This is a genomic window from Rhizobium sp. BK212, from assembly GCF_014197475.1.
Lineage (GTDB): Bacteria > Pseudomonadota > Alphaproteobacteria > Rhizobiales > Rhizobiaceae > Rhizobium > Rhizobium anhuiense.
Genome location: NZ_JACIFS010000003.1, coordinates 251902 through 273160 on the forward strand (window position 1 = coordinate 251902; position 21259 = coordinate 273160).

The 21259-nt window shown below is 62.0% G+C and carries 21 protein-coding genes; 8 read left to right on the top strand and 13 right to left on the bottom strand.

Annotated features, from left to right (window positions below; genetic code table 11):
• Positions 1 to 155 precede the first annotated feature (155 nt).
• Together FHT79_RS11190 and FHT79_RS11195 are read left to right on the top strand one after the other, a co-directional pair.
• Positions 156 to 962 carry a DUF2189 domain-containing protein gene (locus FHT79_RS11190; protein ID WP_028758350.1) on the top strand — a complete coding sequence of 269 codons (807 nt, stop codon included), beginning with the start codon at positions 156 to 158 and terminating at the stop codon, positions 960 to 962.
• A gap of 129 nt (positions 963 to 1091) precedes the next feature.
• Positions 1092 to 1571 carry a low affinity iron permease family protein gene (locus FHT79_RS11195; protein ID WP_168333061.1) on the top strand — a complete coding sequence of 160 codons (480 nt, stop codon included), beginning with the start codon at positions 1092 to 1094 and terminating at the stop codon, positions 1569 to 1571.
• 90 nt (positions 1572 to 1661) lie between these two features.
• Here FHT79_RS11195 and purB read toward each other — a convergent pair whose 3' ends face one another.
• From purB to FHT79_RS11220, 5 genes are all read right to left on the bottom strand, one after another.
• The gene (gene purB / locus FHT79_RS11200; protein WP_028758352.1) at positions 1662 to 2969 is read right to left on the bottom strand and encodes an adenylosuccinate lyase; all 1308 of its coding nucleotides are present in this window, start codon (positions 2967 to 2969) and stop codon (positions 1662 to 1664) included.
• A 69-nt stretch (positions 2970 to 3038) separates the two neighbouring features.
• Positions 3039 to 3524, bottom strand: coding sequence for a hypothetical protein (locus FHT79_RS11205; protein WP_088930350.1), 486 nt, complete (start codon positions 3522 to 3524; stop codon positions 3039 to 3041).
• Between the two features lie 32 nt (positions 3525 to 3556).
• The gene (locus FHT79_RS11210; RefSeq protein ID WP_028758354.1) at positions 3557 to 4282 is read right to left on the bottom strand and encodes a DUF2259 domain-containing protein; all 726 of its coding nucleotides are present in this window, start codon (positions 4280 to 4282) and stop codon (positions 3557 to 3559) included.
• Positions 4279 to 4956, bottom strand: coding sequence for a ribulose-phosphate 3-epimerase (rpe, locus tag FHT79_RS11215; protein ID WP_028758355.1), 678 nt, complete (start codon positions 4954 to 4956; stop codon positions 4279 to 4281). Before rpe ends, FHT79_RS11210 begins: the two co-directional genes overlap by 4 nt.
• A gap of 66 nt (positions 4957 to 5022) precedes the next feature.
• Complete coding sequence (locus FHT79_RS11220) at positions 5023 to 6105, bottom strand: ABC transporter substrate-binding protein (RefSeq protein ID WP_028758356.1); 1083 nt, start codon at positions 6103 to 6105, stop codon at positions 5023 to 5025.
• Between the two features lie 180 nt (positions 6106 to 6285).
• Between FHT79_RS11220 and FHT79_RS11225 the strand changes: the two genes are divergently transcribed.
• Positions 6286 to 6780, top strand: a complete 495-nt coding sequence (locus FHT79_RS11225; RefSeq protein WP_028758357.1) for a flavin reductase — start codon at positions 6286 to 6288, stop codon at positions 6778 to 6780.
• Between the two features lie 37 nt (positions 6781 to 6817).
• Entirely contained in the window at positions 6818 to 7135 is a 318-nt protein-coding gene (locus FHT79_RS11230) for a TfoX/Sxy family protein (RefSeq protein ID WP_028758358.1), read from the top strand.
• Here FHT79_RS11230 and FHT79_RS11235 read toward each other — a convergent pair whose 3' ends face one another.
• From FHT79_RS11235 to FHT79_RS11255, 5 genes are all read right to left on the bottom strand, one after another.
• Positions 7136 to 7558: an NUDIX domain-containing protein gene (locus FHT79_RS11235; protein WP_028758359.1), complete on the bottom strand. Its 423-nt coding sequence runs from the start codon at positions 7556 to 7558 to the stop codon at positions 7136 to 7138. It abuts the gene before it with no gap.
• 8 nt (positions 7559 to 7566) lie between these two features.
• Positions 7567 to 9084 carry a DEAD/DEAH box helicase gene (locus tag FHT79_RS11240; protein WP_028758360.1) on the bottom strand — a complete coding sequence of 506 codons (1518 nt, stop codon included), beginning with the start codon at positions 9082 to 9084 and terminating at the stop codon, positions 7567 to 7569.
• Between the two features lie 157 nt (positions 9085 to 9241).
• Positions 9242 to 10561, bottom strand: coding sequence for a peptidoglycan DD-metalloendopeptidase family protein (locus FHT79_RS11245; RefSeq protein WP_028758361.1), 1320 nt, complete (start codon positions 10559 to 10561; stop codon positions 9242 to 9244).
• A gap of 106 nt (positions 10562 to 10667) precedes the next feature.
• Positions 10668 to 11495, bottom strand: coding sequence for a ferritin-like domain-containing protein (locus tag FHT79_RS11250; RefSeq protein ID WP_028758362.1), 828 nt, complete (start codon positions 11493 to 11495; stop codon positions 10668 to 10670).
• Positions 11492 to 11965 carry a peroxiredoxin gene (locus FHT79_RS11255; RefSeq protein WP_028758363.1) on the bottom strand — a complete coding sequence of 158 codons (474 nt, stop codon included), beginning with the start codon at positions 11963 to 11965 and terminating at the stop codon, positions 11492 to 11494. The genes FHT79_RS11250 and FHT79_RS11255 overlap by 4 nt, the downstream gene beginning before the upstream one ends.
• Before the next feature lie 124 nt (positions 11966 to 12089).
• Here FHT79_RS11255 and FHT79_RS11260 point away from each other — a divergent pair, with 124 nt between their 5' ends.
• Both FHT79_RS11260 and FHT79_RS11265 read left to right on the top strand, forming a co-directional pair.
• Complete coding sequence (locus FHT79_RS11260; RefSeq protein WP_028758364.1) at positions 12090 to 15488, top strand: DUF3971 domain-containing protein; 3399 nt, start codon at positions 12090 to 12092, stop codon at positions 15486 to 15488.
• A gap of 218 nt (positions 15489 to 15706) precedes the next feature.
• A complete protein-coding gene (locus FHT79_RS11265; protein ID WP_028758365.1) occupies positions 15707 to 15991 on the top strand; it encodes a hypothetical protein in 285 nt (94 codons plus the stop codon).
• Positions 15992 to 16130: 139 nt separating this feature from the next.
• Here FHT79_RS11265 and tyrS read toward each other — a convergent pair whose 3' ends face one another.
• Entirely contained in the window at positions 16131 to 17387 is a 1257-nt protein-coding gene (gene tyrS, locus FHT79_RS11270) for a tyrosine--tRNA ligase (protein ID WP_028758366.1), read from the bottom strand.
• Positions 17388 to 17518: 131 nt separating this feature from the next.
• On the opposite strand from tyrS, the gene FHT79_RS11275 reads away from it, so the two are divergent.
• Positions 17519 to 18637, top strand: coding sequence for an anhydro-N-acetylmuramic acid kinase (locus FHT79_RS11275; RefSeq protein ID WP_097594393.1), 1119 nt, complete (start codon positions 17519 to 17521; stop codon positions 18635 to 18637).
• Positions 18634 to 19161, top strand: coding sequence for a GNAT family N-acetyltransferase (locus FHT79_RS11280; protein WP_028759177.1), 528 nt, complete (start codon positions 18634 to 18636; stop codon positions 19159 to 19161). Before FHT79_RS11275 ends, FHT79_RS11280 begins: the two co-directional genes overlap by 4 nt.
• A gap of 1 nt (position 19162) precedes the next feature.
• Here FHT79_RS11280 and FHT79_RS11285 read toward each other — a convergent pair whose 3' ends face one another.
• Together FHT79_RS11285 and FHT79_RS11290 are read right to left on the bottom strand one after the other, a co-directional pair.
• Positions 19163 to 20341, bottom strand: a complete 1179-nt coding sequence (locus FHT79_RS11285; protein WP_168333003.1) for an acyltransferase — start codon at positions 20339 to 20341, stop codon at positions 19163 to 19165.
• Positions 20342 to 20485: 144 nt separating this feature from the next.
• A complete protein-coding gene (locus FHT79_RS11290; protein WP_003559715.1) occupies positions 20486 to 21163 on the bottom strand; it encodes an alpha/beta hydrolase in 678 nt (225 codons plus the stop codon).
• Positions 21164 to 21259: the final 96 nt, after the last annotated feature.

The following is a 21259-nucleotide window of genomic DNA, read 5'->3' on the forward strand; positions in this document are numbered from 1 at the left end:
GCTTGGCCGAGATGTCAAGAGGGGATGCCAAGGGAGAGAGCGACAGGGCGGCTGAAACTTGTTATATTGCTCGAGTGCCGGTTGCGGATTTCGTGTCGGCTTGCCCGCCGATGCTGTCCGCCGCCGATCAGGTCTCGGCTGAGGAGGAGAAAGCCATGGCGGCATTTCATGTCATGACGGGTTCAAGTGAAAACTTTGTGCGCCCCGTCGTCAATCGCATCAGTATCGCCGACGTCTTCGACGCGCTGAAGCGCGGGTACGATGATTTCATGGAGAAACCGTCCCACTATGTGTTCCTATGCCTGATGTACCCGATCGCCGGCGTCTTCCTGACGCTGTGGACCTCGGGCGCCAACCTTTTGCCGATGGTCTTCCCTCTGATGGCGGGTTTCGCGCTGATCGGCCCGATCGCGGCGATCGGCCTCTACGAAATCAGCCGCCGGCGCGAGGCCGGTCTTGACACGTCCTGGACGCACGCGCTCGAGGTGCGCCATTCGCCGGCTCTGCCGTCGATCGTGGCGGTCGGGCTGATGCTCTGCGCTTTCTTTGTCGTCTGGCTGGTGACGGCGCAGACGCTCTACAGCAATCTGCTCGGTGAAGTGTTCCCGCGCAGCATGGCGGATTTCTTCCGCCAGGTCTTCGGCACGTCCCAGGGCATGCAGCTGATCATCTGGGGCAATCTCATCGGCTTCGTCTTCGCGCTCGTCGTGCTGGCGATGACCGTCATCACTTTTCCGCTGCTGCTCGACCGCGATGTCGGGGCGGTGGCCGCCGTCACGGCGTCGATCCGCGCGATGGTTCTCAATCCGGTGCCGGTGCTGCTCTGGGGCCTGATCGTCGCCGCACTGCTCGTGATCGGCACGATCCCGGTCTTTGCCGGGCTTGCGCTGGTTATCCCGATCCTCGGCCATGCGACCTGGCATCTCTATCGCAAGCTGATTGCGCGGGAAGCCGCCGCGTAACCAAGCCTCGCCCCCAGGGAATTCTGGAATACCTGGGGAACCTCAAACCTGCCTCGGAGTTTTTTGCCAGAGCATGATGTCGTCGAGACCATGCTCTGGAGACGTCGAGGGAGGATTTCAGAGGTGGCGATAAAGCATCTGTTTGCCCGCTTCGCAACCAAGACATCGGAATGGGCGGGCAAGCCCGTTATCTTCATCCTGGCGCTCATCGCCGTTATCATCTGGGCCTGCCTTGGCCCGTTCTTCGATTATTCGGAAACCTGGCAGCTGGTGATCAATACCGGCACGACGATCATCACCTTCCTGATGGTCTTCGTATTGCAGAACGCCCAGACGCGCGACACGCGGGCGATCCAGGCCAAACTCAACGAAATCATCCTGACGAGCCACGCCGAGAACCGTTTCATCGGTATCGAGAACCTCGACGAGGAGGAGCTGAAGCGCCTCGACGAGTTGGTCGCCAAGGCCGCCAAGGGCAGGGGTGAGACGGAGGTTTGCAGGACAGAGGAGGCGGCGAAAGCGGCACCTTTGAAAAAGGCCGCGGCGCGCAAGCGCCCTGTTGCCGCCAAAGGAAACAAGCAGAAACAACGGCCGCTTGAGAAAAGCTAAACCATCATCCGATCTGCCATCGCAGGAAGACAAAGGCAGAAATAAAGCGGCGCCCGCAAGGGCGCCGCCATATCGTTGATTGCAGATCGCTCAGGCGTTGCCGAAGACGCGACGGAAGATCGTATCCACATGCTTGGTATGATAGCCAAGGTCGAACTTCTCCCGAATATCCTCTTCGGAAAGGGCGGCACGGACCTCGGCATCAGCAAGCAGTTCTTCCAGAAAATCCTTGCCCTGTTCCCAGACCTTCATGGCGTTGCGCTGTACCAGGCGGTAGGCGTCCTCGCGGGAGGTGCCGGCCTGGGTCAGCGCCAGGAGGACGCGCTGGGAGTGGACGAGGCCCCGGAACTTGTTGAGGTTCTTTTCCATATTTTCCGGATAGACCAGCAGCTTTTCGATGACGCCGGCGAGACGCGAGAGGGCGAAATCGAGCGTCACGGTCGCATCCGGACCGATCATGCGTTCGACCGAGGAGTGGGAGATATCGCGCTCGTGCCAGAGGGCGACGTTTTCCATCGCCGGCATGGCATAGGAGCGGACCATGCGGGCAAGGCCGGTCAGGTTTTCGGTCAGCACCGGATTGCGCTTGTGCGGCATGGCCGAAGAGCCCTTCTGGCCGGGCGAGAAATATTCCTCGGCTTCCAGCACTTCGGTGCGCTGCAGGTGACGGATCTCGGTCGCCAGCCGCTCGATCGACGAGGCGACGACGCCGAGGGTGGCGAAATACATGGCGTGGCGGTCACGCGGGATGACCTGCGTCGAGACCGGCTCGGCCTTGAGGCCGAGCGCCTCGGCGACATGTTCCTCGACGCGCGGATCGATATTGGCGAAGGTGCCGACGGCGCCCGAGATGGCGCAGGTCGCGACTTCTTCGCGGGCGGCGACGAGGCGCTGGCGGCAGCGCTCGAATTCGGCATAGGCGAGCGCCAGCTTGACGCCGAAGGTGGTGGGCTCGGCATGAATGCCGTGCGAACGGCCGATGGTGACGGTGTCCTTGTGTTCGAAGGCGCGGGTTTTCAGCGCTTCGAGCAGGCGATCGAGATCGGCGATGAGGATGTCGGTGGCGCGGACCAGCTGGACGTTGAAGCAGGTATCGAGCACGTCGGACGAGGTCATACCCTGGTGGACGAAACGCGCATCCGGGCCGACGATTTCGGCAAGATGGGTGAGGAAGGCGATGACGTCATGCTTGGTAACGGCCTCGATCTCGTCGATGCGGGCAACGTCGAAGGTGGCGGCGCCACCTTTTTCCCAGATTGTCTTAGCCGCGGATTTCGGGATGACGCCCAGTTCGGCCAGCGCGTCGCAAGCATGCGCCTCGATCTCGAACCAGATGCGGAACTTGGTTTCGGGAGACCAGATGGCGACCATTTCGGGCCGGGAATAACGCGGGATCATGGGCTGCTGCCTTCACTTCAAGAGATTTGTTCAAAGTTGGAGCCCCTGTAGCAAAGACGGGCGGCAATCTCAACGCATGCGTTTGGCAAGATGATAGCTGCTGACGACAAGGCAGACGAGACCAAGCGGCAGGAAAAGACGCAGGCCGATCACCAGGAACTGGTAGACAGCGCTGATACTGGTGAAGACGAACTGGAAAGCCCAGATGATGCTGCCGAAGGGGGCGTGCCAGCGCGAATAAAAGATCCGGTATTCCATGGCGAAGAGGAAGGCGGTCATCGCAATCGTCGCTGCTGTCAGCGTCACGAAAAAAGCGGCAAAACGTGCTTCCGGCGGCCTGTCATAGGCAAGGAAGCGGGCGACCGGTAGGGCGAAGGGCCAGGCGAGCAGGCCGCCGAGGAAATAGAGTGTGGCGACCTCGGCAAGGCGGCTCGTCTCCAGGCCGTTGCGCAGGTAAAGGCCGAGCATGGCGGCGGCGAGCATCTGCATGCCCCAAAGCAGCGCGCCGGCAATCAGATCAGGGTAGGGCGGCCGCGCAGCTCTTAGACGATCCATCCTCGGGCGATCCGTCCTGGGGCGATCCATGCTCAGGGATGAACCGGAACGGCGATCCAGCGTCCGTTCCTCTCGGCATCGAAGGCGAGGATGAGGGCGATGTGAACCTGATTTCCGGTTTCCGGCTGATAGACCATCGCACCGCCGATCCGGTATTCGACCGAACATACCCGTTCGGCCGGAACGGCGGTGGCCTGGCGTGCCGCCTGGCGGTTCGGAGCGCCCTCCTTCTCAATCATCTGCAGGCTGAAGCCAAGCACCCGCTTGTCGATCGAAGCGCACTCCTTCGGCGTCGGCACCGGCATCTCGCCGAGCGAGAGCGTATAGGGCGATTTTGGCGGACCGTCGGTCGCAAGCGTCGTGTAACGGATCGTCTTCGAAGGAGAACCGAGTTCGGTCGGCGGATTGAAGGCGGCGATCAGGCCGGGATTGGTCAGGAGATCGTATTTGTCCATCTCGCCGCGTGCCGCCGTCAGGTTCTGCCGCCGCGCCTTGGAAAGATTGGCGTCCTTATCGGTCAGTTCGGTGCGAAACGGCGTGCCCTCGAGATACTGGCCGCTGCCGGTATTGACGAAATAGGTGTTGGAGTAGGGGACGCGGCCCTCCTCCTTGATGCCGAATTCCTGAAATCCGAAGACCTTGCCGTCGGCGGAAAAGCCGATCGGCTGGATATTGGCAATGTCTCCGGCAAGTGACATGCCGGGCAGGCCGGCAAGTGCGGCGGCGAGCACCCCGCCAATGATGAGACGCTTCTTCATGTTCGTGCCCCTTCGGCTGCCTGACGCAGATCGGCGATGGTCCGACGGTAAGCCTCGACCGTATCGCCCTTGAAAATTGCCGAGCCGGCGACGAGGACGTTGCCGCCCGCCCGGGCAATTGCCGGCGCCGTTTCCACAGTCACGCCGCCGTCGACCTCGAGTTCGATCGGCCGATCACCGATCAGTGACTTCGCCGCCGCGATCTTGGTCGCCATCGCCGGAATGAACTTCTGTCCGCCGAAGCCGGGATTGACCGACATGATCAGGATGAGGTCGACATCGTCGAGCACGTTCTCGATGGCGCTGAGCGGTGTCGCCGGATTGATCGTCACGCCGACCTTCTTGCCGAGATTGCGGATGGTTTGCAGCGAGCGGTGCAGATGCGGTCCGGCTTCGGCATGGACAGTGATCCGATCGCAGCCGGCCTTGGCGAAGGCTTCGAGATAATCGTCGACCGGCGAGATCATCAGGTGGCAGTCGAAGGTGGCTGATGTGTAGGAGCGCAGCGACTTGATGACATCAGGGCCGAAGGAGATGTTCGGCACGAAATGCCCGTCCATCACGTCGAGATGAATCCAGTCGGCGCCGGCGGCCGTTACGTCGCGCACCTCCTCGCCGAGCCTGGCGAAATCCGCCGCGAGGATCGAGGGGGCGATGCGAATGGGCAGCGTCATCAAATCTTACTCCATATGGGTCGCCATTTGACTGCGGCGCCCTGATTCAAGGCTGGCGCGCGCCGCTCATTGCGTTGGCGCGGCGGGTGGAAAAAAGCCGTTGCCCCGCCATTCGAGCAGGCGGTAGGGGTTTTGCGAAAGCTCATGCGCGCCGGTGAAGGCCATAGTGCCGATCGGCGTCTGGAATGTCGTGCCGAGAAGCATCTCCTGGAGGGGTTTGTTCGCTACAGCGGCGGCTTCCGCAGCCTGGCCGGCAATCAGTGCCGCGGCCAGCGACGGCAGGACATAACCTTCCGGCTCGATGCCTTTGGCGCGCAAAGCGTCGGCTGCAGCTGCGCTTTCCGGCCGAACGGTATATTCGGGCAGGGCAACGGCGCGCACGCCTGTAATCAGCGGCAGCGGCTGGTCGGCGGCGCGCATGGCATCGCCGCCAAGGATGGACAGCGGGATGTTCTCCGCCTTGGCGTCGCGGGCGATGACGGCAACGTCGTTGCGGTCGCCGCCGATGAAGACCCTGGTGGCGCCGGCCCGTTTCAGGCGGCGCACGAGAGCAATCTGCTGTTCCTGTCCCGGCCGATAGGTGTCGGTAAAGACCGGCTTCAGGCCGTTCTGCTCCAGCGCGTTGCGCACTGCTTCCGTCAGTTCTCGGCCATGGATGGTGCCGTCTTCGATCAGGGCGATCGGATCGGCGGCCCAGTCCTTCAGGATGACTTCGATGATCTTTGCCGCCTCGGCGCCGTCGGCAGGCGCTGCCCGGAAGAGCGGCCAGCCGTTCTTCAGCGCATCCTCCATCAGGATGCGGGAGCGCACGGAGACGGTGATCGCGGGAATGTTGGCGTCCTTCAGCTTCGGCAGTGCGCCTTCCAGCGTCTCGCTGCAGAGAAAGCCGATCGCGACCTCCACCTTGGCATTGATCAGCGCGTCGGCAATTGCTGCGCCGCTATTCTCTTCGCAGGTCTCGTTAATGGCGACCAGAGTATTGCCTGATTGTTGAATCTCGAAACCGGCGCCGGCGGCAATCTGGGCGCCGAGGAGGGCGAGCGTGCCGTTCTGAGGGGCGACGACGCCGATCGTCACGCCTGCCGCATGGCTCGGCACGGCCGCTCCCAGCAGCGTCAGAAAGGCTGCTATGCCACGCAGGTTGATCATGAAAGGCGAAGATCCCTAGCCGTCGTCCATGCCCTTTTATCCGCAAGGCCGCGATCGTCAAAGAAAAACAAGCGCAACGCAGCGCTTTTCACCGGTCCTATTGTAGAAAAGGTAACCGATGCTCGCCATATTGGCGCGATAACAAGTCGATCAATGCAAAAGCGCGCACGGGAGAAGCAGGTGTTGAACAGGCAGCATATCGACCCTGGCCTTTATCGCGATGCCATGAGCCGTTATGCCGGCCATGTGCAGCTCGTGACGACGGCGATGGGCGAGTTGCGCCGCGGCGTCACCATCACCGCCGCCTGCTCGGTCTCGGATAATCCGGCCTCGGTGCTGATCTGCCTCAACAACACCAACCCGAAGAACGACATCTTTTTCAGGAGCGGCATCTTCGCGCTGAATACGCTCGGCGCCCATCATCAGGGCGTCGCCGATGCCTTTTCCGGACGCACGGCGCTTGCCGATGACGACCGTTTCGCCAGCGCCCGTTTTGAGATGCTCGTCACCGGCGCGCCCGTCCTGGCCGACGCGCTTGCCGCCTTCGATTGCCGGGTGACCGACATCAAGGAAATGCCGACGCACAATGTCATCTTCGGCGAAGTCGCGGCCGTCCGCTTCAGCGAAAAACACCCGGCGCTCATCTATATGGACCGGGATTATCACGCGCTGTAATGAGAGCGCCGTGGCCGAGATTTCGAGGGAATAGAGAATGGACAATGCCGGGATCGAGGAAATGTTTCAGGGGCTCGGCCCGGTCACGGTCAAGCGCATGTTCGGCGGCAAGGGCATCTATCACCTTGGGCGCATCATCGCGCTCGAAGTGCGGGACGAGATGCTGCTGAAGGCCGATGACAAGAGCGCCCCGGAATTTGCCGCTGCCGGCGCCACGCAGTGGAGCTATGAAGGCAAGAAGGGCAAGCCGGTGAAGATGCCCTACTGGTCGATCCCCGACGAGGCCTATGACGATCCCGATCTGATGGCGAAATGGGTGCGGCTAGCCTATGAGGCGTCGCTTCGCGCCGAATGACTAGCTGCGTTCGGCAATCGGCAAAGCCGCTATCGCCGCCTTGGTGAAGGCCGACAGCGGCTCGGGCAAGTCCGTCAGCGGAAACCAGCCGAAATCCGAAAGCTTGTCCGGTTCGGTCAATTGTGGTTCGCCTTCGATGTCACGGGCGAGATAGAGAACTGAAATCCAGTGCTGGCGATCGGCATCGATGATCTGCTCGGTCATGCCGATTCGTTCGATGCGCCCGATCGTCAGGCCGGTTTCTTCTTCGGCCTCGCGGCGCGCGGCTTCCTCGGCCGGCTCCATGTGATCGACCTTGCCGCCGACAATGTTCCAATAGCCGGCTTCAGGTGGGCGCATACGTTTGTAGAGAAGGATCCTGGCGTCGCGCAGAATCACCAGCCCGACGCCGAGACCCGGAAAATCGATACCGGGTCTGGCCATGGCAATGCTCAGACCTTGGCGCTGCCGGCGATCAGCATGAAAGCGGGGATATCGTCGCCGAAACCGATCGGGGTCGGGCCGTCGTCGTGGTCGCGATGGCGGCGGCGGTCGCGGCTGTCATCATTTGCCGGATAAGGCCGATTGTTGCGCGCGTTGTTCTGCGGCTTCTGCTCTGCTTTGCGCTCGTTCTTCACGATGTCGGCCTTTACTGGTGCTGCCTGGATCACTTGGACGTCATTATCCTGTATGTCGTTGTCAGATTTATGACTCGCGGCGCCACGACTGCCGCGGCCGCGGCCGCGATCCTTTTCGCCTCGATCGTCCCGACCGCCACGCTCGCGGCTGTTGCGGCGCGGGCGTTCGCTGTCCTTGCCTTCTTCCGCCGGCGGCAGGGAATTCAGGTCACCGTTCTGCCATTCGACCTTTTCGCCGATCAGCTTCTCGATGGCGTCGACGAATTTGGTGTCGCGCTTGGTGACCAGGGTGAAGGCGGCACCCGAGCGGCCGGCACGGCCGGTGCGGCCGATGCGGTGGACGTAATCCTCGGAGTGAATCGGCACATCGAAATTGAAGACGTGGCTGACATCGGGAATGTCGAGGCCGCGGGCTGCAACGTCGGAGGCAACCAGCAGCTGGAGATTGCCGTCACGGAAGCTCTGCAGCATCATCGTGCGGGAGCGCTGGTCCATATCGCCATGCAGGGCGCCGACGGAGAAACCGTGGCGCTCGAGCGACCGGAAGAGATCGGCGACATCCTTCTTGCGGTTGCAGAAGATGATGGCGTTCTTCAGCTCTGTCTGGGCACGGACGAGTTCGCGCAGAACCGAGCGCTTTTCGTAATCCTTGCTGTGGGAGGCGACGAAGCGCTGCGTCACGGTCTTTGCGGCGGAAGCCGGCTTTGCGACCTCGATGCGCTCGGGATTCTGCAGGAACCGGTCGGCGAGCTTCTGGATTTCCGGCGGCATGGTCGCCGAGAAGAACAGGGTCTGACGGGTGAACGGGATCATCTTGGCGATGCGCTCGATATCCGGGATGAAACCCATGTCGAGCATGCGGTCGGCCTCGTCGATGACGAGGATCTCGACGCCGCTCATCAAGAGCTTGCCGCGCTCGAAATGGTCGAGCAGGCGGCCGGGCGTGCAGATCAGCACGTCGGCGCCGCGCTCGAGCTTGCGGTCCTGGTCCTCGAAAGAAACGCCGCCGATCAGCAGGGCGACGTTGAGGCGGTGGTTCTTGCCGTATTTCTCGAAATTCTCGGCGACCTGGGCGGCGAGTTCGCGCGTCGGCTCGAGGATCAGCGTGCGGGGCATGCGGGCGCGGGCGCGGCCTTTTTCCAGAAGCGACAGCATCGGCAGAACGAAGGATGCCGTCTTGCCGGTGCCTGTCTGCGCGATGCCGCAAATATCGCGGCGCTCGAGCGCAAAGGGAATGGCTCCCGCCTGAATGGGCGTGGGGATCGTGTAGCCCGCGTCGGCAACAGCGGATAGCACTTTTTGGCTCAAGCCAAGGTCAGCAAATGTCGTCAAAGGGAAAACTGTTTCCGTTCCGGTTCGGCCGAGCTCTGAACGAGTCGGCGGGATTGCATGCCGCAATGCAGCGCGACATAGCCCCGAATGGCCGGCAAGTCAAGAATTAGAGAGGCAGCACCCCGTGCAGAGTGAAGCGATGGTTACCGGGCGGGTATTACTTGATATAGGTGGCGAGTTTAAGGCCGGCATTCATGAAATATACTGGATCGACCGCGTGGCCGTCCTGGCGCACTTCATAATGCAGGTGTGTGCCTGTCGAGCGGCCGGTGCTGCCGGCAAGACCGATGACATCGTTGCGGTCAACCGTGTCGCCGACCTTGACCAGCACCTCCGACATATGCCCGTAGCGCGTCGAGATGCCGTTGCCATGATCGACCTCGACCATGTTGCCGTAGCCGCCGGTCCAGCCGGCTGAAATCACTTTGCCAGGCGCCGTCGGGCGGATCCTTTCGCCCGGCGAAAAGCGGAAGTCTATGCCGGAATGAAGCGCGAGGCGGCCAAGGAAGGGGTCACGGCGATTGCCGAAGGGGCTGGTCACTTCCTTACCGACGGCGGGATTGCGGAAGGGCAGGGATTCGGCGGTGCTGCGCACGGCTTCGAGCCGGGTCAGCGCGCCGTCGAGGGCGACCAGCGAATTGTTGAAGTCGTCGTTGCTTTCAGGCTCGACATAGGGGCCGCCGACGGCATCGGCATCGTCTTTCCTGGCAGCGGTCTCGGGCATCGGGATCTTGAAGCGGGTCAGCACGGTCTCGATGGCGTTGGCGGCACTGCCGGCATCGCTCGTCAGCTGTTCGACCCGGCTGCGCTGGTCCTGTTCGACATCCTTCAGCGACAGCGTCACCTTGGAGAAGATCCGGTCGGCGCGGTCGCCGACCGTCTCAGCGGTCGGCACATAGGCAAGCGTCGAATTGTCGGGCGTCGCATCGGCAGGCGCGCCGCTCGCCAATTGTTTTTCGATCGCCTCGATGCCTCCACCGTTAAGCGAAGCGCGCTTGTCCTTGATATCGGGAGCATAGGACTGAACGGGCGAAGACGGCGCGGGCAGGGCACCGTCCTTTTCCGTCAGCCCGGAGCTTTCGGCCCGGTCGAGCAGATTGTCGAGCTTGCCGTGGCGTGAGGTCAGCGCCATCTGCTGCTCCATCAGCTTGTCGACCTTGTCCTCGACCACCTGCTGGTCGAGAAGCTGGCGGGAGGTGATGCGGTCAACCTGAGCGCGAAGGGCGGCGATCCGGTCTTCATAGTCGTGCTGCATGCGGGCCTGGCGCGCCATGGTGGCGCCGATCAGGTCGTCGCGCAGCACGAGATAGGAGGTGGCGAGAAGATAGCCGATCGAGAACACGCCGATGAAGCAGAAGGCAAGGGCTGCCATCCACGGCCGGACCGTCATGTGGCGGACATTGTCGCCGCTTGCCAGGATGAGGATATGTTCCTGCGCCCGCCTGCCGAATACCCGGTGCTGATGTCCGCTGTTCACGCAGGCTCTCCCGATTGATGCTCTACGCCTCTTTCGGAAAATTAGACACGTTTATGGTTAATGAATGCTTTCATTGCCGTCGTACCCGGCAGAAATACTAGGCATTTCAAGCGTGGCTGATCGATGCCAGCGCGCGGTAGAAGGACGGCGTCAGCCCCGCCTCGGCACGGGCGAGATCATTGAAGGGCGGCTTCAGCGGTCCGCGGAAATTGGCGCGTACCAGTTCCTGGAAGGCTTTTGCCGGGTCGCGCTTTTCCCGCGCGCAGAGGAAGCGGAACCATTTGGCGCCGATGGCGACGTGGCCTTTCTCGTCGTTGTAGATGACGTCGAGCACCGCCGCACTTTCGAGATCGCCGGTTTCGCGCATCTTCGCCTGCAGCGACGGCGTGACGTCGAGGCCGCGGGCTTCAAGAATCAGCGGCACGACGGCGAGCCTTGCCGTCAGATCGTTGCGCGTCGAATGGGCAGCCTGCCAGAGCCCGTCATGGGCGGGGAGATCGCCGTAATCGGCGCCGAGATCGTTGAGTCTGGCGCGCACCATGCGAAAATGCTTCGCCTCCTCGAAAGCGACTTGCATCCAGCCGTCGAAGAAGGAGTTCGGCACCTGCTCTGTCGCGAATCGCGCGACGATATCGAGCGCCAGATCGACGGCGTTGAGTTCGATATGGGCGATGGCATGCAGCAGGGCGATCCGCCCTTTGAGCGTATGCAGCGAGCGCTTCTTCACCTGGGTCGGCGGCGTCAGCTCCGGCCTGTCGGGACGACCGGGCCTGTCCGGCAGGGCGGCATCGAGCGGCGAGCGCAGCGACACCCGGCGGGCGAACCAGCGGGTGGCGCTTTCCTGCGCAAGAGCCGTCTTGCGGTCGAGATCGGCGGAAGAGATCGCATCGATGGCGCCACCGCGCAGCGAGGTTATGGCCAGATGCCCCGTCACGCGGCGAGATTCCGCACGGCCTCGAGCACGGTTTCGGCATGCCCCTGCACCCTTACCTTCTGCCAGATGGTGGCGATGATGCCGTCCTTGCGGATGAGAAAGGTGGTGCGTTCGACGCCCATGAAATTGCGGCCATACATGCTCTTTTCTCTCCAGACGCCATAGGCCTGCAGCGTCGTCTTTTCCTCGTCCGAGGCGAGCGCAACCGAAAGACGGTGCTTCTTGACGAACTTGTCATGGCAGGCGGCCGAATCGGGAGACATGCCGATGACGGCGGCGCCCGCCGCATCAAACTCGGCTGCTAAGGCCGTGAAAGCCAATGATTCGGCGGTGCAGCCGGTCGTATCGTCCTTGGGATAGAAGAACAGCACGAGCGGCCTGCCGTGGAATTCGGCCAGCGAGACGCGGCCGCCGCCGTCGCGGGGAAGGTTGAAATCGGGGGCCGTGGCGCCGATGCCGGGAACCGCCATTGGGAAAACCTTTCTTTTGCCGGGTTTGTGGATGACACTTTCTCTCCCCGAATTATATAGTGGATGGAAACCCGTCCAGCATGGCCGGGTTCAATTCTTCACTAAAGGGAGAGCCCGAGGGCGCATGTCAGCCATCCGCGGCGAAAAGGTCACGTTTCGCAAGAAGGATATCGTTGCGCTGGACCGCTTGCCGTCCGCCCAGGCCGAGGATCCGATCATCGTCCATTGCCCGCCGCCGCGTTCGCCGATGCGCCGCACGGCGAAGCTGACCTGCGGATTCGTGGGACTGATCCTTGTTATTCTGGCCGGCATCGTTTTCACCGTCGAGAGCGGCATGTTCGACAAACCGCTGTCGCAGCAGGCGCAGGCGGCGCTGAACGGCGTGGCCGGACCGCGCTACCGCGCCGAGGTCGGCTCCACCGTCATCCGCTTCACCTCGGGCTTACGTCTGGCGCTGGAAGCGCGCAACGTCAACATGATCGACCAGGAGAGTGGCCAGCATCTGTCGACGACGGGTTCGGTGCGTCTGGGGCTGGATCCGCTGCAGCTCTTCCGCGGCCGCATCGCCGTCACGGACATCGAGGCTGACGATATCGCGCTCGATACCGCGCTTCTGCCTTCCGGCAATCCCGTCAAGCTCGACGATCTGCGCATCGACGCCATGCCGGCGGCGATGGAGAGGATTTTCTCGCAGTTCGACATGTTCGACAGTATTGCCACACGCGGCTCGACGAATTCGGTGCGCATTTCCGGCATCGACATCAAGCTTGCCGATACCGCTAACGGTCCGCTGTCGCTCGTCGTCGACAATCTCGTCTTTGCCCATGCCGGCCCGTCCTCGCTGCAATTGACCGGCGAGGTGGCGCTCAACGGCGAGGTGGCGGAACTCGACGTGCTGGCCGAGAAGGAAGACGGTCACGTTTCGAAGGTGGTGGCGACGCTGAAGCATGCCGACCTCACGCCGTTCGCGCTGAAACGCAACGATCAGGGTGTGATACGGCAGGGGCTTAGCGCCTTTGTCGACATGACGGTGTCGGCCACCAGGGCGCGCGATGGCGCGCAGCCGGCGCTTGCGGCAACGGTCGATATCGATCCCGGCCTGATCTATGCGGACGGTGATCCGCAGGAGCTGTCGGGCGGGCAAATCAACCTCGTTTATGATTTCGCCAAGCAGACGATCGAGATTGCCCGGTCCAACGCCCGGTTCGGCGCGACCACGCTGCCGATCAACGGCGCGCTGATCGATCTCGACAAGCTCGACCCGCAGGCCGGCAAGGGCTTCGGCATCGACCTGCTGGTCAGCGGCGGCACGGCGGCCCCCGGCGGTTCCGGCGAGCCGCCTGTTGCCTTCGATATCCAGGCGACCGGGCGGTACATGGTCGCCGGCCGGGAATTCCGGTTTCCCAACATGACCGTTTCCAGCCCGCTCGGCGCGCTCTACGGATCGCTTGATATCAAGCTCGGTGACAAATCGCCGGAGATCAGCTTCGCCGGCCAGTCGTCGCAGCTGCAGACGACGGCGATCAAGCAGCTCTGGCCGTTCTGGATGGCGCCCAAGGTGCGCAACTGGGTGCACGGCAATCTCTTCGGCGGCACCGTCACCGACGCTTCCATTTCCGTTTTCATTCCCTTCGGCCGGCTGGACGAGGCAGCCGGCGGCAAGGGATTGAAGCTCGACGCCAACCAGATCCGCATCGGTTTCGACATCGCGGGGGCTCGGATGAACGTCGCCGGCGACATTCCGCCGATCCGCGACACGTCGGCACATTTCGACCTGACCGGCCCCGTCGCGACGATCGCGATCAAAAGCGGCACGTCCTATTTCCCATCCGGCCGGTCCGTCGGTCTCGGGCAGGGGACATTCGTCATACCATCCGCCTATGACAAGCCGCTGATGGCAGATATCGATCTCGCGGTGTCCGGCGCGGCGGACGCGGTCGGCGAGCTTCTGACCTACAGGCCGATCCGGGTGCTGCAGCGCGCCGGCTTTACGCCCGACGATTTCAAGGGCCGGATCGAGGCGAATGTGAAGGCGCATTTCGGCCTGCTCTCCTCGCAGAACCCGCCGCCGGCCGAATGGGCGGCGGCCATGAAGCTCAGCGATATTGATCTCGCCAAGCCATTTTCCGGCCGTACCATCACCAATCTCGACGGCACGCTGAACGGCAATCCGAAACAGATCACGCTCGATGCCAAGGCCCAGATCGACGGCGTTCCGGCCGATATCGATCTTACCGAACCGGTTGAGGCATCCGACAGTGCGTTGCGGCAGCGGGTGATCACCGCGACGCTTTCCGAGGACCAGCGCAACAAGCTGATACCCGGCCTTTCGGGCATCATCGGCGGCAGCGTGAAGATGGTGCTGACGCGGATCGACAACGACCGGCAGGACGTCCAGCTCGACCTCACCAAATCGCTGCTCGAATTGCCTTGGATCGGCTGGTCGAAGGGCAGCGGCATTGCCGCCACAGCCGAATTTGAAACCTCCGGCCCGGCCGACAACACTCAGATCAAGAACTTCCGGCTGAAAGGCGACGGTTTCGGCGCCAACGGATCGCTCAATATCGGCAAGGGTGGGCTGACCTCGGCCGATTTCGACAGTGTCAAGCTTTCCTCGCTCGACGATTTCGCTCTCTCGGTGAAGCGCAGCAAAGGCAATTTCGACGTCTCGGTCTCCGGCGACAGCGCCGATGCGCGGCCTGTTATCGCGCGGTTGAAATCGGGCTCGGACGGCGATGGCGACGGGGATGCCGGCGACACCAGCGTATCGGTGCGCGCCCGGCTGAAAAACGTCATCGGCTTCAACGACGAGAAGGTCGGCAATTTCCAGGCGCAGATATCACTGCGCGGCGACAAGCTGCAGACGCTCAACTTTTCCGCCGTCACGGACAGCGGCGAGGCCGTGGTCAGCCAGATGAAGGACGGCGGCGTCATCAACATCACCAGCGGCGATGCCGGCGCGGTATCGCGTTTCGCCGATCTCTACCAGCACATGCAGGGAGGGTTGCTCAATCTGGCGATCCGGCTGGGGGCAGAGGGCGGCTGGGACGGCTCGCTCGATGTGCGCCGCTTCTCGATCGTCAACGAACAACGCTTGCGCTCGATCGTCTCGACGCCTGTCGGAAGTGAACAGCGCAGCCTCAACGAGGCGGTCAAGCGCGACATCGATACCTCGTCGCAGCGCTTCCAGCGTGGCTTTGCCCGCGTCGTTTCACGCAATGGCATGGTCGGCATCGAGAACGGCGTGCTGCGCGGCGACCAGATCGGCGCGACCTTCCAGGGCGTCGTGCGCGACCGCAAGGGCAATATGGACATGACCGGCACCTTCATGCCGGCCTACGGCCTCAACCGCCTCTTTGCCGAGCTGCCGCTGATCGGCGTCATCCTCGGAAATGGCAGCGACCGCGGCCTGATCGGCATCACCTTCAAACTGACGGGCAAGTTCGACCAACCGAACCTGCAGATCAATCCGCTGTCGATTATCGCGCCTGGCGTCTTCCGGCAGATCTTCGAGTTCCAGTGAGGCTGTGAAGGCCGGACGGCAGAGGTCGTGGCGAGAACGCCTAAATTCCTTTCCGCCTGAGTAGGATCGGCAAAACGCGCAAGCATCGACCCGATCAGAATCGATCCGAAGCCCGGTGTCGAAACGAGCGAACGACGCTTGGCCTGCTATTTTAGGGAAATTTGATGTAAGCTGCGTCTCCGGCCTTGGCAACGGCCGTTGCGATGTCGGAGGATGCCATGCAGTGCGCTCGGACAGTCTCTTTCGTATCGGTCGCGGTGATCGCCGCTGCGGTCGGCGGCCATGCTGCATATCCCGCTGAAAAGAGCGAGCGACTGAAGCCGCCGGAGCTCATCCGGTCGGCCCATGTGCTGACGGTTCCTCTCGACGCGATGATGACGCCGCCTGTCTTCTCGATCAGCTGGTGGTCGCGCGTCAAACCTGCTTCAGACGTCAATCCGCCAAGCTATGTGTTTCGAGAGGCCGAACGGACGGATGCGCCATCCCGGCCGGGAGTCGAGTGACCGTATGCGGTAGTGCCGCGAAAACTCTCGGTACGCGCGGCTCTATCGTCAACTTCGCAAATGCCTCGACACGCCGTCAGCGAAATCGAAAAAGCCGGCGCGGAGGCCGGCTTTCATATCTGTTCGGAATTGAGGCCGCTTACGCCGCGCGGCGGATCAGGATGTGCTTCTTCTTGCCGAGCGAGAGCTTGATGACGCCGTCGGTGGTGATTTCGCCGCTGCCGATCAGGCGGCGTTCGTCGCTGACTGCCTCGTCGTTGATGCGGACAGCGCCGCCCTGGACGTGGCGGCGGGCTTCGCCGTTCGAGCCGGCGAGGCCGGCGCGGACCATCAGCGAGAGCAGGCCGATGCCGCTATCGAGTTCGCCGGCCGGGATATCGACCGAAGGCAGGTTTTCCGAAAGACCGCCTTCCTCGAAGGTCTTGCGCGCCGTTTCGGCTGCCTGTTCGGCGGCTTCGCGGCCGTGCAGGATCGCCGTGACCTCGGTCGCAAGGATCTTCTTGACCTCGTTGATCTCCGAACCGCCGAGTGCCGAGAGGCGGGCGATTTCATCCATCGGCAGCGTCGTGTAGAGCTTCAGGAAGCGCGAGACGTCGGCGTCCTCGGTGTTACGCCAGTACTGCCAGAAATCATAGGCCGAGAGCATGTCGGCGTTCAGCCAGACAGCGCCCGTCGCCGACTTGCCCATTTTGGCGCCCGACGATGTCGTCAGCAGCGGCGAGGTCAGCGCATAGAGCTGCGGTGTCCCCATACGGTGACCGAGGTCGATGCCGTTGACGATATTGCCCCATTGGTCGGAACCACCCATTTGCAGGCGGCAATCGTAGCGCTTGGCGAGCTCGACGAAGTCGTAGGCCTGGAGGATCATGTAGTTGAATTCCAGGAAGGACAGGGACTGTTCGCGGTCGAGACGCGTCTTCACGCTGTCGAAGGACAGCATGCGGTTGACCGAGAAGTGCTTGCCGACATCACGCAGGAATTCGAGGTAGTTCAGCGAGCGCAGCCATTCGGCATTGTTGATCATCAGCGCGTCCTTCGGACCGTCGCCGTAGTTCAGATAGTTGGAGAAGACGCGCTTGATCGAGGCGATGTTGCCTTCGATCGTGTCCACGGTCATGAGCTGGCGCGCTTCTTCCTTGAAGGAGGGATCGCCGACCATGCCGGTGCCGCCGCCCATCAGCGAGATGGCGCGATGACCGGTCTTCTGCATCCAGTGCAACATCATGATCTGGATCAGCGAGCCGGCGTGCAGGCTGGGCGCCGTCGGATCGAAGCCGATATAAGCCGTCACGGTTTCCTTGGCGAACATGTCGTCGAGGCCGCGCTCATCAGAGATCTGATGAATGAAGCCGCGCTCTTTCAGCGTGCGGAGGAAATCGGACTTGAACTCGGACATGGCCTTCGTCTCTTGATATCTGCGCTCGCCCATGCGGGTCTCGCGCAAGTTCGTTGTTGTTGATCTGTCGCGGCGCGTTTAGCACTGTTTTTATCAAAGTGCATCCGGGAATCGCATGGGAGGCAAGCCTCATGGATGTCATCAGGACTGCGATCGGTCTGATGAGCGGCACGTCGATGGACGGAATCGATGTCGCGCTGCTCAGGACCGACGGCCGCGGCTTCATCGAGCACGGGCCGTTCATGGGCGTGCCCTATGACGCCGATTTTCGCGGCCGGCTGAAACGGGCGCTGGAACTGGCGCGTCCGCTCAGCGACAGGAGCGAACGGCCCGCTGAGCTTCGCGACATCGAGCTGGAACTGACCTTACGGCATGCAATTGCCGTTACGGCATTCCTGGAGCGTTTCGGGCTTTCTGCCGATGCCGTCGATGTTCTCGGCTTTCATGGCCAGACAGTACTGCATCGCCCTGACGAAGGATTGACGATCCAGATCGGTGACGGTCCGGAACTGGTGCGCCGAACCGGCATTCCGGTGGTGTACGACATGCGCGCCAACGACATGGTTCATGGCGGGCAGGGCGCGCCGCTGGTGCCTGCCTATCACGCCGCACTTGCGGGAAAATTCCAGCAGGCTGGACAGGCGGTGTGCTTCGTCAATATCGGCGGCATCTCCAATTTGACCTTTATCGGCACGGATGGCCGGATATCGGCCTTCGACAGTGGGCCGGGCAATACGCTGATCGACCAGTGGGTGGAGATGCAGACCGGCAGAACCTATGATCCCGGCGGCGAAATCGGGGGGCGCGGCAAGGTCGTGGCCGCTCTCGCGGAACGTTATCTGCAAAGCCCGTTCTTCCGCGGCAATCTTCGCCGTTCGCTCGACCGCGGCGATTTCGCGCCGCTTCGGCCCGAGGAAGCGAGCCTTGAAGACGGCGCCCGCACGCTCGCCCATGTCGCCGCCGCCTCGATCATCAAATCTGCCGGCTTTCTGCCCGAGAGCCCATCGATCTATATCGTCTGCGGCGGCGGGCGGCTGAACGCCACCGTGATGGCGGAGTTTTCCGCCATGGCCGGAAGGCTGGGCGCGAGGGTGTTGAGCGCCGAGGAGGCAGGCTTTGACGGTGATGCGATGGAAGCCGAGGCCTGGGCCTATCTCGCCGTCCGCTCGCTGGACGGGCTGCCGTTGACGTTTCCCGGCACGACGGGCGTCAGCGCCCCCGTCAGCGGCGGGGTGCTGGCGACGCCATGAGAGAGCAGAGCGTCATATTGAGCACGCCGCGGCTCAGCTTCGTCATGTGGGACGAAGGCGATGCGCCCCTCGTGCAGCAACTGCATTCGACGATGGCGACGACCCGATATCTGTCCGGCAACGGGCCATGGAGTCTCGAAAAGGCTGAGGAGCGGCTGCGGGGCTGGTTCGAGGAGCAGGCGCGCCACGGCACGACGAAATACAAGATCCTCGACGAGGACGGCCGGTTTATCGGTCGCGCGGGGATTTCGAAGTTCAGGAACGAGCAATTCGAACTTGGCTATTCCCTGCGCGAGGAGGTGTGGGGCAAGGGCCTGGCGACCGAGGCGGCAGGTGCGTTGGCCGACTGGTTCTTCGAAAGGCAGCTTGCGCAGCGCCTCATCGCCTTCACGCATCCCGATAACATCGCCTCGCAGCGTGTGCTGAGGAAAATCGGCATGCGTGAACGCGTGCCGATCCTGATCGATGGAGTGCTTGACCCAGCTTTTGAACTCACCGCCGATATGCGGCCGGCAAAGTCCTGATTTAACTCTTTACGGCAACCGGGGGCCGGACGTGGGATTCGCGCCCAGCCTGATTGCCATCCTCGACGCCCCTGACCTGGGCGATGAACGAGAACTTCTTGCGAAGGCCAAGGATCGGCTTCTCGATGAAATGCCAGGACAGCACCGCCACGGCGAGGGCCGAGGGCAGGCCGACGAGATAGAGCGCCAGCGCACCATATTTCGGGTAGAGAAAGACGGACGGAAACGAGCTGATCCAGATCTGCAAAAACGGGTCATGATAGAGATAGACGCCGTAGGAATAGTCGCCCTTCCTGAAAAAGGCCGGAATGGGCACCTCCGACAGGCCGATAAAGACGGTGATATAAACGAGAGAGGTGATGACCAGGGGCCGGTTCATCACCGACTCCGTCGCCTGGCTGTCCAGGGTGAGAATGGCGACAAGGCAAACCAGGCAGGCGGCGGCGAACAGCCAGCGGGAATGCGGAATGACCGCTTTGAACTGAAAGACGACGATGCCCATCATGAAGGCCGTTATCAGCTGGGAGCCTCGGCTCATGAACAGGAAGCGAGCGATCGGCTTGATCGAGCCTGGCAGCAGATAGGGCATCTTCTGCACGACAAGGCCGATGACGATATAGGCGATCGTCACCGCAAGCAGCTTGTAGCGCGTCTTGACGATGGCGGTGATCATCAGGAACGACATGATGATGTAGCAGAAGATCTCCCAGGGAACCGTCCAGAGCGCGCCATTGACACGTTGGCTCGGATTGTCCTGGAAAACGCCCGGCAGCTCGTAATGGATCCACCCGACGATATTCAGAAAGTATTTGAAAAACCGCGGATCGGTAAAATATTCGGCGTGATAGACGATCGTGACGAGCGGCCCGATGATCAGCGAACAAACGACGATATCGACGGCAAGCGCCGGGACGATACGCAAGCTTCGGTTGATCAGGAAATTTCTGAGGCTCAGGCGTTGGGCGCTGCCGGCGATCAGAAATCCGCTCAGCGCGAAGAACATCGGAACAAGAGCGTATTCCGTGAACCAGAATACCGACCCCCTGATGAAGTCATTGTTCCTGGTTAACAAAAAGGAATGGGTCAATACGATGGAAAAGGCGAGCCCTATTCGAAGAAAATCGAACCCCGGACCGATTCCCCTATACTTATCCAGGACTTCCCCGAACGACTTGGTCATTGCGGACCTCGCTTTTGTTAGGATCGCGAGGACCCTACCGCACTGCAACATACATTGCAACACGATAGGTGATCTGTTCTGACACGTTCGGTCCGGGGGTGTTCCGGACCGTCACGGCATCGATGAGGCCGAGATTTTGTGGTGTCAGCGAATCCGCTTGGCGGCCGGTTCCGGCACCAGTTCGCCGTTGAGGCGGCGGTCGAGATAGTCTTCGCATTCGCCCATCAGGGTTTCCACCTGGCCGTTGAAGAAGTGGTTGGCGTTGGCAACGGTGCGGTGGGTGATGAGGATGCCCTTCTGGGTCTTCAGCTTCTCCACAAGGCCATTGACATCCTTTTCCGGCGCTACCTTGTCGGCCTCGCCATTGATGATCAGGCCGGAAGAGGGGCAGGGCGCCAGGAAGGAGAAGTCGTAGGTGTTCGGCTGCGGCGCGATCGACATGAAGCCTTCGATCTCCGGCCGGCGCATCAGCAGCTGCATGCCGATCCAGGAGCCGAAGGAATAACCGGCGACCCAACAGGTCTTGGAATCGGGATGCAGGCTCTGCACCCAGTCGAGCGCCGAGGCGGCATCCGAAAGTTCGCCGGCGCCGTGGTCGAATTCGCCCTGGCTGCGGCCGATGCCCCGGAAATTGAAGCGCAGCGTCGTGAACCCGCGCTTCTGGAACATGTAGAAGAGCTGATAGACGATCTGATTGTTCATTGTGCCGCCGAACTGCGGATGCGGATGCAGAATCAGGGCGATGGGCGCGCTTTTTTCCTTGGAGGGCTGGTAGCGGCCTTCAAGACGGCCGGCTGGGCCGTTGAAAATTACTTCGGGCATTGGTACTCCGGGTTTTATTTCGCGTTCGCGCTGCGTTGGACGACAACATTGACTTGACTAGTGTTGTCAGCTTTTCTAAAACGCAGTTTAGAACAA